Source organism: Geothrix sp., assembly GCF_020622065.1.
Classification (GTDB): Bacteria; Acidobacteriota; Holophagae; order Holophagales; family Holophagaceae; genus Geothrix.
Genome location: NZ_JAHRYQ010000001.1, coordinates 1,462,981 through 1,476,682 on the forward strand (window position 1 = coordinate 1,462,981; position 13,702 = coordinate 1,476,682).

Genomic DNA, 13,702 nt, shown 5'->3' on the forward strand with positions numbered 1-13,702 from the left:
GGTTCAACCCTTCGCATCCGGTGCCATCCGAAGCCCCGCGACTGGCGCAGGTTTCAGGCGAACAACCGCGGCCGGCCTAGGTCCACGGGCCAGGATTGTGGAATGGGGATTCCCTGCGGTGTGTGTCGATTTCTACACGGATGGCGCGCAAAAGTGGGCTGGGTGCGTGTCTTGGGGGCAGAATCCGCTTCGATGCGTAGACTAACCCTTGAAGACATGAAAGCCCTTGCCCGCGAACGGGGTGGGGAGTGCGTGTCAATCGAATACAAAAATGCTCGCACAGACCTTCGATGGCGATGTTCTGAAGGGCACGAATGGGAAGTGGTCCCCTCCAACATAAGGACGGGAAGCTGGTGCCCCTATTGCAAAGGCAAAAGGATTTGGTCACCCGGGAAAACCGAATCGGAAGCCCGGTTGGATAAATGCCGTACCCTTGCCAAGGCGCGTGGTGGAGCTTGCCTTTCGGATCAATACGGTGGTGTGAAGGTAAATCTTTTGTGGCGCTGTAGCGATGGACACAAATGGGAAGCGACCCCGGCAAATGTGCAAAGCGGTTCGTGGTGTCCGCAATGTTCTGGTGGATTGAAAGAGGAATTTTGTCGTGCAGCCCTTGAATCCCTGACGGGAAAAGCCTGGCCGAAGGCGAGACCGGCTTGGCTTGTGAACGAACGCGGTGGGCGCATGGAACTGGACGGTTATTGCAAGGATATCGGAGTGGCCTATGAATATCAGGGCGAACAACATTTCAGTGAAGTGAAACACTTCCGCAGTGGGGAATTCGCACTGGCACTTCGCATGGCTGATGATCAACGCAAGCGTGACCTGTGTCATGCGCATGGCATCAAGTTGATCGAAGTCCACCACAGCGTTCGCCTTGACGAAATGTTGCCGTATCTTGCAATTACACTTTCGGAAAAAACGGGTGTAATTGTTCGGATTCCAGAAGGTCTGACCGTTGATTCAATGGGCTACGATCGTGGTTTTCTTGACGGACTCCGCGTGTTGGCCAGAGAGCGTGGTGGGGACTGCCTTTCCTCGTCATATGGTGGCGGAATGACAAACGTGCGTTGGCGATGCGCCGAAGGTCATGATTGGGAAGCGACCCCGGCCAACGTCCAACGGGGTTCGTGGTGCCCATATTGTCAGGGGTTCAAAGTCTGGTCACCCGGACAGACCGAAGCACAAGCGCGGCTGACAGAATGCCAAACTATTGCAAAAGAACGTGGTGGGTTATGTCTATCTGAAACATACATTGAACAGCGTGGAAAACTTCGCTGGCAATGTTCAGAAGGACATAATTGGGATGCGAAGACGGTTGAGATAAAAAAGGGGTCCTGGTGCCCCTTCTGTGTGGGAAAGAAGGTGTGGTCGCCTGGGCAAACAGAATCTGATGCCAGGTTGGAGGAATGCCGATCAATTGCCAAAACGCAAGGTGGCGACTGCCTTTCGTCTGAATATGTAAACAGAACATTGAACCTGCAATGGCGTTGTTCTAATGGACATGAATGGGAAGCAACGCCATCGAACATCAAACGAGGTTCATGGTGTCCTATTTGTGCGCGCGATGCACAGCGCGGCTCAATCGAGGAATGCAATTCAATTGCGCGCAGTCGCGGTGGAATGTGTGTTTCGACTGAATATCTTGATGCTCTTAGCAAGGTCCGTTGGCGCTGCTCTCAGGGCCACGAATGGGATGCAAAACCAAATAGCGTTAAGCGGGGATCATGGTGTCCAACCTGTTGGAACAAGAATCGAGGCCGGGCCAGTCGGGAAGGGTGGGCCACGCGCCGAGAACGACAGGAACCATAAGACCCCACATGACCCGCCCAAGACCCAGAACTGGTGCAGGTTTCAGGGGTTATCGACCTCGCGTAATTTTTGCGAAAAATAGCTGGCTCACGAGTTGAAATCATCTCTGTATGCTTCCTAGCCTGCGAGCTAATGGGAGCTGCCGATGCCTGAGCCTGAAGACCTCCACCCGCCTTTCGTACGAAGGGATTCCGCGCTGCAGGCAGCCCAGGAAGGCATGCTGATCGCGGCGCTTCGCGACATCGAATGGGGCGGAATGATGGGGCGCGGGCACTGCCCCGCCTGCGGCGCGCTGAAAAAGCACGGTCACATGAGCGCCTGTATGGTCGGACTGGCGCTGACGCCTGACCATGGCGCGGCGCAACTGAACCAGGCGGTCACGGACGCGATCCGGGACATCGGCACCCGGCGGCGGTCCATCCAGGTGGTGGTCGGCGCGTGCAGTTCCGAACTGGATGACCTTGAGGGCTGCCTCACGACCATCCAGGACCTTCTGCACCTGTTCTAGGGGGTGACCGTGTTTGACGACCAGCCCCAGGATTGGGGATCACCGGATGATCCGCCGGTTTCCGTCGGTCTTCGGATCCTGTACACCGTCACGGAACGGATGCAGTTTGTGGGACCCCCGAACGAGGAACGGTGCTTGGCCTGCGGCTCTGGGCCTGTCCGAGGTCATGCCTGGCAGTGCCCTGTGGGACGCGCGATGGCCAGCACGGAACCCACGCGCGATGCGTTGCTGGGCTTCGTGTGGGACACGCAGTTCGTGGCGGCTTCGGCAAGGCGGGAACTGCTGATCCCGTTGGCGCTCTTCATGAAGGGGTTCGATCAACTTGAGAGGAAGGTGACGCGCGTGCTGGATCTGATGCCGCGCACGTAAGGAAGTACGGGGGCGCTTTTCTGGTCCGGACCTGGGATGGCGGACGAGAGGGCGGAAGGGGTCGGCATTTCGTGGAATCGGATTTCGATCCGTACACACGAGCGTCGCGATTGATCAAGGGCGTGAATGCCCGCGATCACCACGCGTGCGAACCCGCTTGCCTGCCCTCTCTCTCAGATTTCTGCTGCCGCTTAACCACCAACTAGGCTTATCAAACGCGGCCCCCCCGCAGCTTGCCCGGCGGAACAGTGGTAGCGCAAGTGAAAAATTTCAATGATTTACTGAAGGATATCTAAGATGTTGGCTTTACATGAACTTGAAGAACTGATGGAACGGCTCGGAATGCCTGATTTCGGCCGCCAGCTCGTCCGGAAGGCCCGGAATGAAGCCCCGGTCCGCAAGGTCCAGTCCCATCTGTCGAACGTCATCACCCTGTTCGTCAGCCAGAAGATGGCCCGTTCCATCGCCACGGAAAGCCGGACGGTCGAATACCCGGCGGTGATCACCTACGAACGGGACGCGTCGGTCCTGGAATACTTCGCCCAGCCGGTGAAGCTGAAAATCAACCAGATGGACGCGAACGGGAAGAAGTGCAGCTTCACGCACACACCGGACTTCCTGGTGGTTCGCAGGGACGGGATCCTGATCGAGGAATGGCGTGAGGAGGAGCGCCTGCTGGCGCACGCCGTGAAATACCCCGGCCGCTATGTCCGTGAGGAGGACGGCTGGCGTTCGCCCTTCGTCGAAGAACAGCTTGCCGCAATGGGAATCACCTATCGCCTGCGGTCCGCCGACGAGCACCCCCGCTGCTACATCCGCAACCTGATCTTCCTGGGGGACTACCTGGATGCGGGTGGCAAGGCGTCGAACCCTGCGGTGGCGAAGGTCCTTCTGGGCCTTTTCTCGGACCGCGCCGCCATCCACCTGCGGGAAGTTCTGAATACGGAAGGGGTCTCGCCGGATCACGTCTATCAGGCGATCGCCGATGGCCTGCTGTCCTTCGACCTGATGAACGACGACATCGCGGAGACCGACCGGGTCCAGGTGTTCCGGGACGAAACGACCATGCTGTTGCACCGCAAGGTGGGAATGGCGCCCATCGGGGAATCTGTGGAACGCCTGGATGCTTCGATCGCCACAGGCGGAATGCTCCGCTATGACGGGCAGGACTATGAGATCGGCCCTGTGGGCAAGGAGAAGGTCATCCTGAAGTCCGGGGCCGGGGCGGTTGAAATGCCCCTGACCTGGGTGGAACAGCACTACCGGAACGGGAAGCTGTCCCTGGCGTCCACACACAAGGCATCGGACGCCATCGCGATGGCCACGGATCTGCTGAACGGTATCCACCCGAAGCATCTGGATACTGCCCTTCAGCGGGCCGAATGGCTGGAACAAGCCCTTGTCTCACCTGAAACCGTGCCGTGCTCCACGCGCACCCTGCAGCGCTGGAAGAAGTCAATGCGGGAAGCGGGTGACAGCGTCATCGACCGTCATCTGGCGATCGCACCCAAATACGCGAACAGCGGCCGCCGCGAACGGCGCCTGTCGGAAGCCGTGATCGCCCTCATCGCCAAAACCGTCCGGGAGAAGTACAACACCCCGACGAACGTGAACAAGGAATGGAACTACATGGACTTCGTGGCGGCCTGCATCGGCGCCGGGGAGGACCCCTGTTCCCGCCGGACCTTCGTGAAGGAACTGGCCAAGCACGGGTCCGTCTACCTGCGGGAAGGTAAGCGCCGGGCCTACCAGAAGGCTCCGATCGTCCATTACCTTGACCTTCATGAATCGATCCACGGGGTCAGGCCGTTCCAGGTCGTCCACATCGACCACACGGAACTCCAGATCGAGTTGACGATCCCAGGTTCCAAGGAATCCTTCGGGCGTGTCTGGCTGAGTCTGGCCATGGATGCGGAATCGCGGGCGATGGTTGGCTTCTACCTGAGTTTCGAATCCCCCAGCTACCGGTCCTGCATGATGGTGCTCCGCGACATCGTCCGCCGTCACGGCCGGATGCCGGAGATGCTGGTCCTGGACAACGGCAAGGAATTCCATTCCCGTGCGATGAGGCGGGTGTGCCTGCTCTACGGGACCACACTTCGCTACCGGCCCGCCTCAAAGGCACGGTTCGGGGGGGTGCTGGAACGGCTGTTCGGAACCACCCAAAGCCAGTTCATCAACAATCTGGCGGGTAACACCCAGGTGCTCCTGCACGCCCGGCAGGCTACCAAACGGGTGATGCCATCGAACTTCGTCGAATGGACCCTTCCGGCGCTACACGGCGGCCTCGACTACTACTTCACGACGCTGTACGGGAAGGAACCGCACCCCACCCACCAGGACGGTCCCGTGGAACACCTGGCGATGCGTATGACCGAGACCGGGGAGCGGCGCAACCGGTTGGTGAACCTGGACCACCGCTTCCGGGTCGAGACATGCCCGAGTCCCGTGGATGGGGAGACGCGGAAGGTGAACGGCCAGCGGGGCGTGAAGATCCAGCACATCTGGTACTGGTGCGATGCCTTCCGTGACCAGACGCTCGCTCGCCAGAGCCTCTCCGTCCGAGTCGATCCCTGGGATGTCCGCTTCGTGTTCATCCTGATCGGGCGGGAATGGCACCGCTGCCGGTCCAAGCTGGCATGGCTCGTGGAAAGCTACACCGAGGTTGAGCTTCGGTATGCCTGTGAGGAACTGGCCAAGAGGCACTCGGTCCAAAAGAAGAAGCTCAGCCCCGAGCGCTTGGCCGAGTGGTTGAAGGTCAGGGAAGCCGTGAACTTCGATTCGCGGTTGGCCATTACCCAGGCAGAAGCCCGCCTGGTCTACGACCCCCTTGGGATGACCAGCGTGCCGGGAACGGTGGTGACCGCAGAAACCGACGGGACGGTGGATATGGGGATGGAGACCCGGTTGGATCACTCGAAAACCAACGTCACCCCGTTCCGAAAAATCCGGAAGCGACCGGAACCGGCCAGAACGCACATCAACAAGCCCTGCGCGAGTGCGCAGGAGATCGAAGGGAGCATGGATGAAGACTATGACCTGCTGTGACATCGACCCCCGCACCATGAGCCGGGAGGAAGCGCTGACGCTGTCGGACGCCGACAAGATCAAATACTTCAAGCTTGTCCGCCTGAAACACCCCCGAATCGCGGAAACCTTGAACGAGATGACCCTCCGGGCCACATCGGACATGGGGAAGGGCATCGTCCTCCTCATCGGGCCTACCGGTGTCGGCAAGTCCACCCTGATCAAAACCCTTGGGGAGCAGATGATCAGCAGGGAACGTGCGGAGATCGATGCCGACCCTTCCTATGTTCCGGTGGCGATGATGGTCGCACCGGCTTCTGGGGGTCCCGGCTTCTCCTGGAAGATGTTCTATTCGGTCCTGGGGAAGGCCCTGCGGGAACCGCTGATGGAGAAGAAGCTTGAGACCAGGATCGAGGGGGACAAGACCTTCGTTCGCCTTCCGGGATCAGGAAGCACGCTGGCCGGGATGAAGCTGGCGGTGGCCGACATCATCAAGTCCCGCCGAACGAAACTGGTCGTGGTCGATGAGGCGGTTCCCATGCTCCGCCCAGCCCCCGGGAACAGCCTTGAAAACCACATGGACACCATCAAGACCATGGTGGACAACGACATGACCCTGGTCCTGGTTGGTTCTTACGACCTTCTTGAACTCGCCAGCAAGGGCGATCAGGTGGCAAGGCGTTCGGCCATTGTCCATTTCCGCCGTTACCTGACCGGGATCCCGGAGGACGAACGGGCGTTCCGGAAGGCGCTGCAGCAGTTGCAGAAATTCATGCCCCTCCAAGACATGCCGGACCTCACCGACCGGGCCCTGGAACTCCAGACCACCTGCATCGGATGTGTCGGCATCCTCAAGACCGTCCTTCTCTCCACCCTTAACAGCGCCCTGCACAACGGTGGGAAATGGTCCGAATCGCACCTTGAGAAGGCCCAGTTCAGCAGGGCACAGTTCACCAAGATCATGACCGCGACCCTTAGCGGGGAAGCCAGCATCCAGGATTCCGAACTTGGTTCGGGGACGTTCGAGGCCCTGATGGCCCAGGCGAAGTTGATCGAGACCATGCGCCGGGGTATCGCGTGATCGATCCTGAAGACGAATGGGGCTTGGATTGTCCGGGGACCGGATTCGAATTGCCGCCCCGATCGCCCCTCATCCGCCTTCAGCCTCTTGGTCTCGGGACGCCCGACAGGGAATGTCTCAGCAGCTACTTCCTGCGCTTGGCCGATGCCCACCGCCTTTCCCCGATGATGCTGGCCAGGGAGATCCTTTTCCCCGAACGGATCAAGGAAGGTGTCCTGCGCACCAACCACTTCGATTGCGCCTGGAAACGTCCTTTCTTCAATGGAATCGGGGTCCCATGCCAGGTGTGGGTCCCGCGCCTGAAAGAACTCACGATGGTGGACGGGCTTGAACGCCTCACCCTGGGGTTCCTTGACAGGCTGTCCACCCGTGGACTTGTCAGCGCCAAATCCCGGTGGTGCCCAGCTTGCTTCCGAGAGGACCAGGAACGCGGAATCCCTTACGGGCGACTGATCTGGTGCATCGAAGCCGTGACCTGTTGCCCGAAACACGGGAACAAGCTGGTAGAACGGTGCGGTTGTGGGCCTGATGAGGCGCAGGCCCCGGGGATGATCAAGTGTCTGCCGCACATCTGCAATCAATGCGGTCGGAATCTCGGACTGGAAAACGGCAGGGGATCTGACCTCCCTTCGGAAAAGGACCTCAGGCACAGCCGGATGGTGGCGGATCTGCTGCTGAGTGAGCTTCCGGCGCCGGATCAGCCATCAAGTCGGGACATCGCCGATTTCCTGAACGAATCGCTGACGACCTATGCCAATGGGAATGCCATGGCCCTTGGCCGGCTCCTTGGGGTCGGCAAATCCACCCTGCATGGATGGCTTCATCGCGGGCATACACCTGGATTCACGGAAATTATGATGATCGCGGAAGCACATGGGTGTTCGATCTCGGATGTCATATGCGGACGTTCCGAAGCCGTGACCACGAGCCCGATGATCCCCAAGTCGATCCGGACGGCGAAAAAGCGACAGAAGAAGAAGCCCAGAAAGCTCAATTGGGACACCATCATCAAGCGCTTGAAGGAAATCCTTGAACAGGACCCGCCCATCAATGTGGCTGAAGCCAGCCGGCGCGTGGAGGTGTCCTACGATCTCCTCAAGAACAAGGAACCCGAGATCTGCTCAGCCATCACCGCAAGGTGGATGATCTGGCAGAGATCCCTTGTGGTGCAGAGGGATGAGGAGCTTGCGGAACGGGTCCGGTTGGCCGCACGCCAGATGGCGGAAAGCGGTATCCGCCCGACTTGGCGACGACTTCAAGATGAAGGGTTGCTTGCCGGGTCCCCTTGGAGAAGCAGAGTCGCCCTAAGAGGGATGTGCAAGGACATCTGGCTGGAATTCCACCCATCAGGTGGAATCTGAAGCGCTGAAGGTTCGCTGCCAATGCGGAGCCTTCTGTTTCAGACGAGCGCCCTTCTGCCAACTCGGAGGATAGGGTAGGGGGCAAAGCCCCCCGTCCCGAATCGTTGGCCATCGAAAGGCTGACCAGAGGAAAGGTGACTTCACCCCCCTGGCGTGAGCCCGATTCCTTGGCTAAGTCCAACAGATAAGACTTCCGGGCGGTCCGGGAACAATAGTTTGTCGTTCCCTGCCTTGGAACCATAGTTTGTCGTTTGCGACAAACTATGGTTCACGACACAGTGCCCTCGTCCTATTTCGCAATCCGGCGAAATGGTGGCCCCGGTGGGGTTCGAACCCACGACCAAGCGGTTATGAGCCGCCAGCTCTGACCGCTGAGCTACAGGGCCGGAGCCAGTGTAGCAAGGCGGGCCGGGCCGCTCCGTCACACCCCGTGGATGGCCCGGCCCCCCTGGGCGAAATCCAGCAGCTGGATCATCCGTTCCGCCAGGGCCGGAAGATCGGGCGACTCCAGCAGGAACTGGCGCTCGGTCGGTTCGAAATCCAGGGCCATCGCCAGCGTGTTCAGCCGTGCCGCATCTTCCAGGGGCAGGTCCAGGAGCTCCTTAAGCTGGGCTTCGATACCTTCTTTGGCGGCATAGGCGTGGAGCGATTCCATGAGACGGCGGCGATGCGGTCCCGGCCAGAGCACGGAACTGTCGAAGGGGAGCGGCGCGGTGTGGGCCTGGCGGAAGCTCTTGCCGGGAACCTCTTCGAGGATCCGTACCGCCTCCTTGCCCTGCACCAGCAGGTTCCAACGCCCCCCGGTCAACGGTTCGGCCCGGACCACCTCCGCCAGGCAACCCACCTCGAAGGTCGAGGCCGTCTCTCCGAAAGGGCCGGCATCCGGGCTCTCCCGCATCAGGACGAGGACCAGGTGGTGGTGGCCGTTCAGCACCTCGACCGTCATCTCCTGATAGCGGGGCTCGAAGACATGCAACGGCAGGAAGGTCTGCGGAAAGAGCACGACCTGGGGCAGGGGGAAGAGGGGAAGAATGGCTGGTAGCATGAACACCTTGCACCATCCCATCGGAGTCGGAACAGTGAAGGATGAGAACCAGGCCACCGCGGCGCAGGAAGTCGGCCATGCCGTGCTGGACGCGGTTCGAGGGGGCCTCGCCGAACTCCGGGAAACCTGGGATCCCGCCCAGGTGAATGCGTGGTGCCAGACGGTGCTGGGCCGGACCGGGCGCGTGGTGCTCACGGGCATGGGCAAGTCGGGCCTTGTGGCCCAGAAGGTGGCGGCGACCCTGGCGTCGACCGGATGCCCGAGTTTCTTCCTCCATCCTGCTGAAGCCCTGCATGGCGATCTCGGCATGGTCACCCCCGACGACTCGGTGCTGGCGCTTTCCAACAGCGGCGAAAGCGATGAGGTCGTCCGCCTCCTGCCGAGCCTGTTGCGCCTGGGGATTCCCCTCGCGGCCATCACCGCACGCGCCGAGAGCAGCCTGGGGCAGGCAGCCCAGTGGACCTTCCTCTATCGGTTGCCCCAGGGAGAGGGGTGCCCCCTCGATCTGGCCCCCATGGCGAGCACCACCCTCCAATTGGTCTGGGGCGACCTCCTGGCCGCCACCCTCATGGACCGGCGGGGGTTCACCCGGGACAACTTCGCCCTGAATCACCCCGCTGGAAGTCTTGGTGCGAAGCTTATGAAAGTCGGGAGTTTGATGCATACGACCTGGCCCAAGGTCGAGCCCTCAGCCACCCTGACCGAGGTGCTGCGCGCCATGACCGAAGGACGGCTGGGCATGACCAGCGTCATGCAGAACGGCAGCCTAAGCGGCGTCATCACCGACGGCGACATCCGCCGGGCCCTCGAAACCGCTGAGCGGGAGGGGCGGAATCCGCTTGGACTTCACGCCGAGCAGATCATGACCCGGACCCCAGCCCGGATCAGCCAGGAGGCCCTGGCCCTCGAAGCCGCCGCCGACATGGAAGCCCGGAAGATCACCTTCCTCATGGTCGAGCAGGAAGGGCGCCCCTGCGGCGTCATCCACATCCACGATCTTCTGGCGGCAAAGGTCTTGTGAATGCCTGAGCCGGATCGAGGCCATGATTCAAGGTTACATAATATACATTATCGAAAGCTAAATCTGGACCCCAAGTGCCTGCCGTACTGACCCGATACATCCTGCGCCGATGGAGCCTGCCTCTTGTGGGAGCCCTGCTCTTCTATGGGTTGCTCCTGCTTGCCAACGAGATGGTGGCCATCGCCAAGCAGATCTTCTCCCAGGGGGCGCCCCTTCGCTGGCTCGTGCCGCTGCTGTTGACCTCGCTGCCGGAAATCCTGGGCATGGTGCTTCCCATGGCGGCGGTCCTCGGAGGTTTGCTTGGGACGCAGCAGTTGATGGAAGGTTCCGAACTGGTGGCAGCCCAAGGACTTGGCGCTGGTAGGCGCATCTGGACGACCCCCTGGGCGATCCTGGCCGTTGCCCTCGTGACCCTGGCCACGCTCAACGCCCACCTGCTGGTCCCCGCTGCGGCCCGGATCCAGCAGGGACTGCAGGTTCGGATGACCGAAGAGGCCCAGGCCCGATTCCTCCGGCCAGGAGGCCCACCCTGGTTCCCCCCCAGCGCTCCCCACTCCGCCTTCTGGGTTTCCCCGGAAGGCCAGATCCACATCATGGAATCGACCCCCCAAGGGGTGCAGCACCTCACCGCCGCCACCATGACCTATGCGCTGGAGGCCAAGCCGGATGGTTCCTCCGAGCTCCAGCTCCACCTTTCAGGGCTTCAGGGCGTCCTCTACCAGCCCGCTGGGGCCGGGAGTGTTCTCCACCTCCATCAGGAAAAACAGGTTCTCCGCTTTGCCATTCCCTCGGGCAATCGCCTGCTCCCCCCCACGCCGCTGCGTTACGAGAACAGTGCCACGCTGCTGAAGCTGGGGCGGCGACCGGATTCTGGGGTGGAAACGCCTGACACGAAGAACCGGCGAATCCAGGCGTTGATCGAGGTGTGCCGGCGCACGACCTTGCCGCTGGCCGCGGCGGCCTTGCTGCTCCTGGGCATCGGCCTGGGGTTCGGGCATCCCCGGTTCTACCGAGGGGGCGCCATTCTGAAGAGCATGTTGGTCATCATGCTCTATTATTTGGTGATGAAGTACTTTGAAAACATGTGGTTGGCTGAGAAGTTAAAAACGGTTGCCCCCCTGCTGCTGCTCCCCTTCCCCTTCCTGATCGCCGGCTGGCTCCTGCTTCACCTGCGCCTGCGTCCCCACCATCCGAACCGCCTTTGGCGGAGGCTCTCCCCCCGGTTCAAGCCCGTTCGGTCCCACTTGGCTCCGACGCTGCAGCGAATGGCCGAGGCCAAAGCCCGTCTGCTGCGCTGGATCCACGGAAAGGGCACCCAGCATGGGATCCTCCGCCACTGGTCGACCCTCGCCTGGTGGCGGAACTGGGCCTCAGCCTTGGGGAGCCTGCTCGTTTTGAACCTCCTGGTGGAGTACGCAACCCTGGCGGGTGACCTATCGAAGAATGGCGTTCAAATCCATGTATTTGCTCGTTATTGGTTCTGGAATCTCCCCCCCTTCCTGGTGATAGCCCTACCGATGGCCTTCTTGCTGGGCAGCCTACTCTCCCTTTCGGAAGCGGCCCTCAGCCGAGAATGGCTGGCCCTTCGGGCGGGGGGCGTCAGCCTGCTGCGCTGGCTCTGGTGCAGCCGCTACGCCTGGGGGGTGGTCGCCCTTCTGACCCTGGTGCTGCAAGCGGGGGTCGCCCCTACTGCCATGAGCCGTGCCAACAGTCTTTATCGACGAATACTCAATCGGTCTGAGGTCCAAACATCTTCGCGCCCCTGGCTGCATTTGGGGGCTACGGGCGTTCTCTGGCACCTTCAGGCAGATCAGCGCTGGGGCTTCCCCCTGAAGGCTCCGGGGGAGGCACCGATCCTGCTGCGGTGGCGCCTCGGCGCCCCCCGGGCCGAGGCCCTGGCCTGGGGCGGCCTCCATCTGGTGCAAGGGCCCGAGGCGGATCAGCTCTTCCCCACCCAGGCGCTCCGGGCCTCCGCTTCTGCTGAAGAGGCCCGCACCCTCGACCTGCTCCACTGGCAGCGGTGGGCGCCGGACCCCGAGCGATCCTACATGCTCTGGAGCCGCCTGCTCGGTTGGCTGGCCGGCCCCTGCCTTGTCCTGGCCATGTTGTCCTTCGCCTTCCCGGGCCCCCGTCAGGGGCGTGGCCAGGCCCTGGGGGCCGGGCTGGTGGCCGGACTGGTGTTCCTGGGACTCCAGACCCTATTCGGCGGCGCAGCCCGGGCTTCCGAGATCCCCGCCTATTGGGGCGTCCTGGCCCCCCTGCTCATCCTGATGTCCATCTCCCTGTTGCGCCTTCAGCGCCTGAGAACCTGAACCTTGTCCACCCTGCTCGACGCCGCCCTCACCCCCCTGCTGGAGCACCCCACCTTGAAGCGGGGGGACCGGGTTCTGGCGGCCATGTCCGGTGGCGTGGACAGCTCCGTGATGGCGGCCCTGCTGCACCGGGCCGGGTACGAGGTCATCGGCATTTCCATGCAGCTCTTCGACAAGAAGGGGCTTCAAACTTCGGAAGGGAAATGCTGCACTCTTGATGACTTCCAGGATGCCCGACGGGTAGCTTACGACCTCGGCTTCGCCCACTATGTCATGGACTTCGAGGAGCGGTTTCGGGACACCGTCATTGAAGGCTTCATCCAGGGGTATCTGGATGGCGAAACGCCAAGTCCTTGTATACGATGCAACCAACACCTCAAGTTCTCCACCCTGATGGATCGGGCCGAGGCCCTGGGAGCCGCCTTCGTGGCCACCGGGCACTACGCGACCATTACCCATGAAGATGGGCGCTGGCACCTCCGCAAGGCTTCCGATCCAGCCAAGGATCAGAGCTATTTCCTCTTCCACCACCATCAGGCCACGCTGGCGCGAACCCTCTTCCCCCTGGCTCATCTCACCAAGCCGGAGGTGCGGCGGTTGGGCGCAGAACTGGGCCTCCATCTGGCCGAAAAGCCCGAAAGCCAGGAGATCTGCTTCGTAACCCAGGATCGCTACGACGCCTTTCTCGAAGCCGAAGGCCGCACTCCGGGACTGGGAGACGGGGATATCCGGCACCTGGACGGTCGGGTGCTGGGCCGGCATCAAGGCTACTGGCGACACACCATCGGGCAGCGCCGGGGGCTGGGCGTCGCGTTTGCCGACCCCCTCTATGTGATCCGGCTCGAGCCCGCCACGAACACCGTCTGGGTGGGCGGCGAGGCCGATCTCTTTGGCCAGGAGCTGGTGGCCCGCGAGCTGACCTGGGTGGACGGTCCTCCCGAAGGCCCCCTGGCCTGCGAGGCGCGGATCCGCAGCCGCTCCCCGGAGGCCGAGGCCCTCGTGATCCCCCTGCCAAACGGCCGGGTGAAGGTCGCCTTCGCCGAACCCCAGCGGGCCATCGCCCCCGGGCAGGCCGTGGTCTTCTACCGGGACGGCGAAGTCCTCGGAGGTGGGTGGATCGATGGCTGTGCAGACCGCCCGGGGATCGGCCCCTCGGGCCTGTGACCCCC

Annotated in this window: 10 protein-coding genes and 1 tRNA gene; 9 read left to right on the top strand and 2 right to left on the bottom strand. The window is 61.8% G+C overall.

The genetic code is table 11. From position 1 onward, the window contains the following. Window positions 1–414: 414 nt before the first annotated feature. From QZ647_RS06855 to QZ647_RS06880, 6 genes are all read left to right on the top strand, one after another. On the top strand, window positions 415–1,809 hold the full coding sequence (locus QZ647_RS06855) for a zinc-ribbon domain-containing protein (protein ID WP_291271445.1): 1,395 nt from the start codon (window positions 415–417) through the stop codon (window positions 1,807–1,809). A gap of 145 nt (window positions 1,810–1,954) precedes the next feature. Further along, a complete protein-coding gene (locus tag QZ647_RS06860) occupies window positions 1,955–2,317 on the top strand; it encodes a hypothetical protein (protein WP_291271446.1) in 363 nt (120 codons plus the stop codon). Between the two features lie 195 nt (window positions 2,318–2,512). Further along, window positions 2,513–2,686, top strand: a complete 174-nt coding sequence (locus tag QZ647_RS06865; protein WP_291271447.1) for a hypothetical protein — start codon at window positions 2,513–2,515, stop codon at window positions 2,684–2,686. Window positions 2,687–3,013: 327 nt separating this feature from the next. After that, window positions 3,014–5,734 carry a DDE-type integrase/transposase/recombinase gene (locus tag QZ647_RS06870; protein WP_291271448.1) on the top strand — a complete coding sequence of 907 codons (2,721 nt, stop codon included), beginning with the start codon at window positions 3,014–3,016 and terminating at the stop codon, window positions 5,732–5,734. Continuing rightward, window positions 5,685–6,794, top strand: a complete 1,110-nt coding sequence (locus QZ647_RS06875; protein ID WP_291271449.1) for an ATP-binding protein — start codon at window positions 5,685–5,687, stop codon at window positions 6,792–6,794. Before QZ647_RS06870 ends, QZ647_RS06875 begins: the two co-directional genes overlap by 50 nt. Beyond that, window positions 6,791–8,155, top strand: a complete 1,365-nt coding sequence (locus tag QZ647_RS06880) for a TniQ family protein (protein ID WP_291271450.1) — start codon at window positions 6,791–6,793, stop codon at window positions 8,153–8,155. Before QZ647_RS06875 ends, QZ647_RS06880 begins: the two co-directional genes overlap by 4 nt. Window positions 8,156–8,465: 310 nt before the next feature. Here QZ647_RS06880 and QZ647_RS06885 read toward each other — a convergent pair. Then, window positions 8,466–8,541 (bottom strand) — tRNA-Ile (locus QZ647_RS06885). A gap of 35 nt (window positions 8,542–8,576) precedes the next feature. Continuing rightward, window positions 8,577–9,200, bottom strand: a complete 624-nt coding sequence (locus QZ647_RS06890) for an LON peptidase substrate-binding domain-containing protein (RefSeq protein WP_291271451.1) — start codon at window positions 9,198–9,200, stop codon at window positions 8,577–8,579. On the opposite strand from QZ647_RS06890, the gene QZ647_RS06895 reads away from it, so the two are divergent. The 3 genes from QZ647_RS06895 to mnmA all read left to right on the top strand — a co-directional run bounded on the left by QZ647_RS06895 (window position 9,199) and on the right by mnmA (window position 13,697). After that, window positions 9,199–10,221 (top strand): KpsF/GutQ family sugar-phosphate isomerase, encoded by a 1,023-nt coding sequence (locus tag QZ647_RS06895; RefSeq protein ID WP_291271452.1) that lies wholly within the window; start codon window positions 9,199–9,201, stop codon window positions 10,219–10,221. The two genes, QZ647_RS06890 and QZ647_RS06895, sit on opposite strands and share 2 nt — an antisense overlap. Window positions 10,222–10,295: 74 nt before the next feature. Then, window positions 10,296–12,533, top strand: coding sequence for an LptF/LptG family permease (locus QZ647_RS06900; protein WP_291271453.1), 2,238 nt, complete (start codon window positions 10,296–10,298; stop codon window positions 12,531–12,533). A gap of 54 nt (window positions 12,534–12,587) precedes the next feature. Then, complete coding sequence (gene mnmA, locus QZ647_RS06905; protein ID WP_366526155.1) at window positions 12,588–13,697, top strand: tRNA 2-thiouridine(34) synthase MnmA; 1,110 nt, start codon at window positions 12,588–12,590, stop codon at window positions 13,695–13,697. Window positions 13,698–13,702 lie beyond the last annotated feature (5 nt).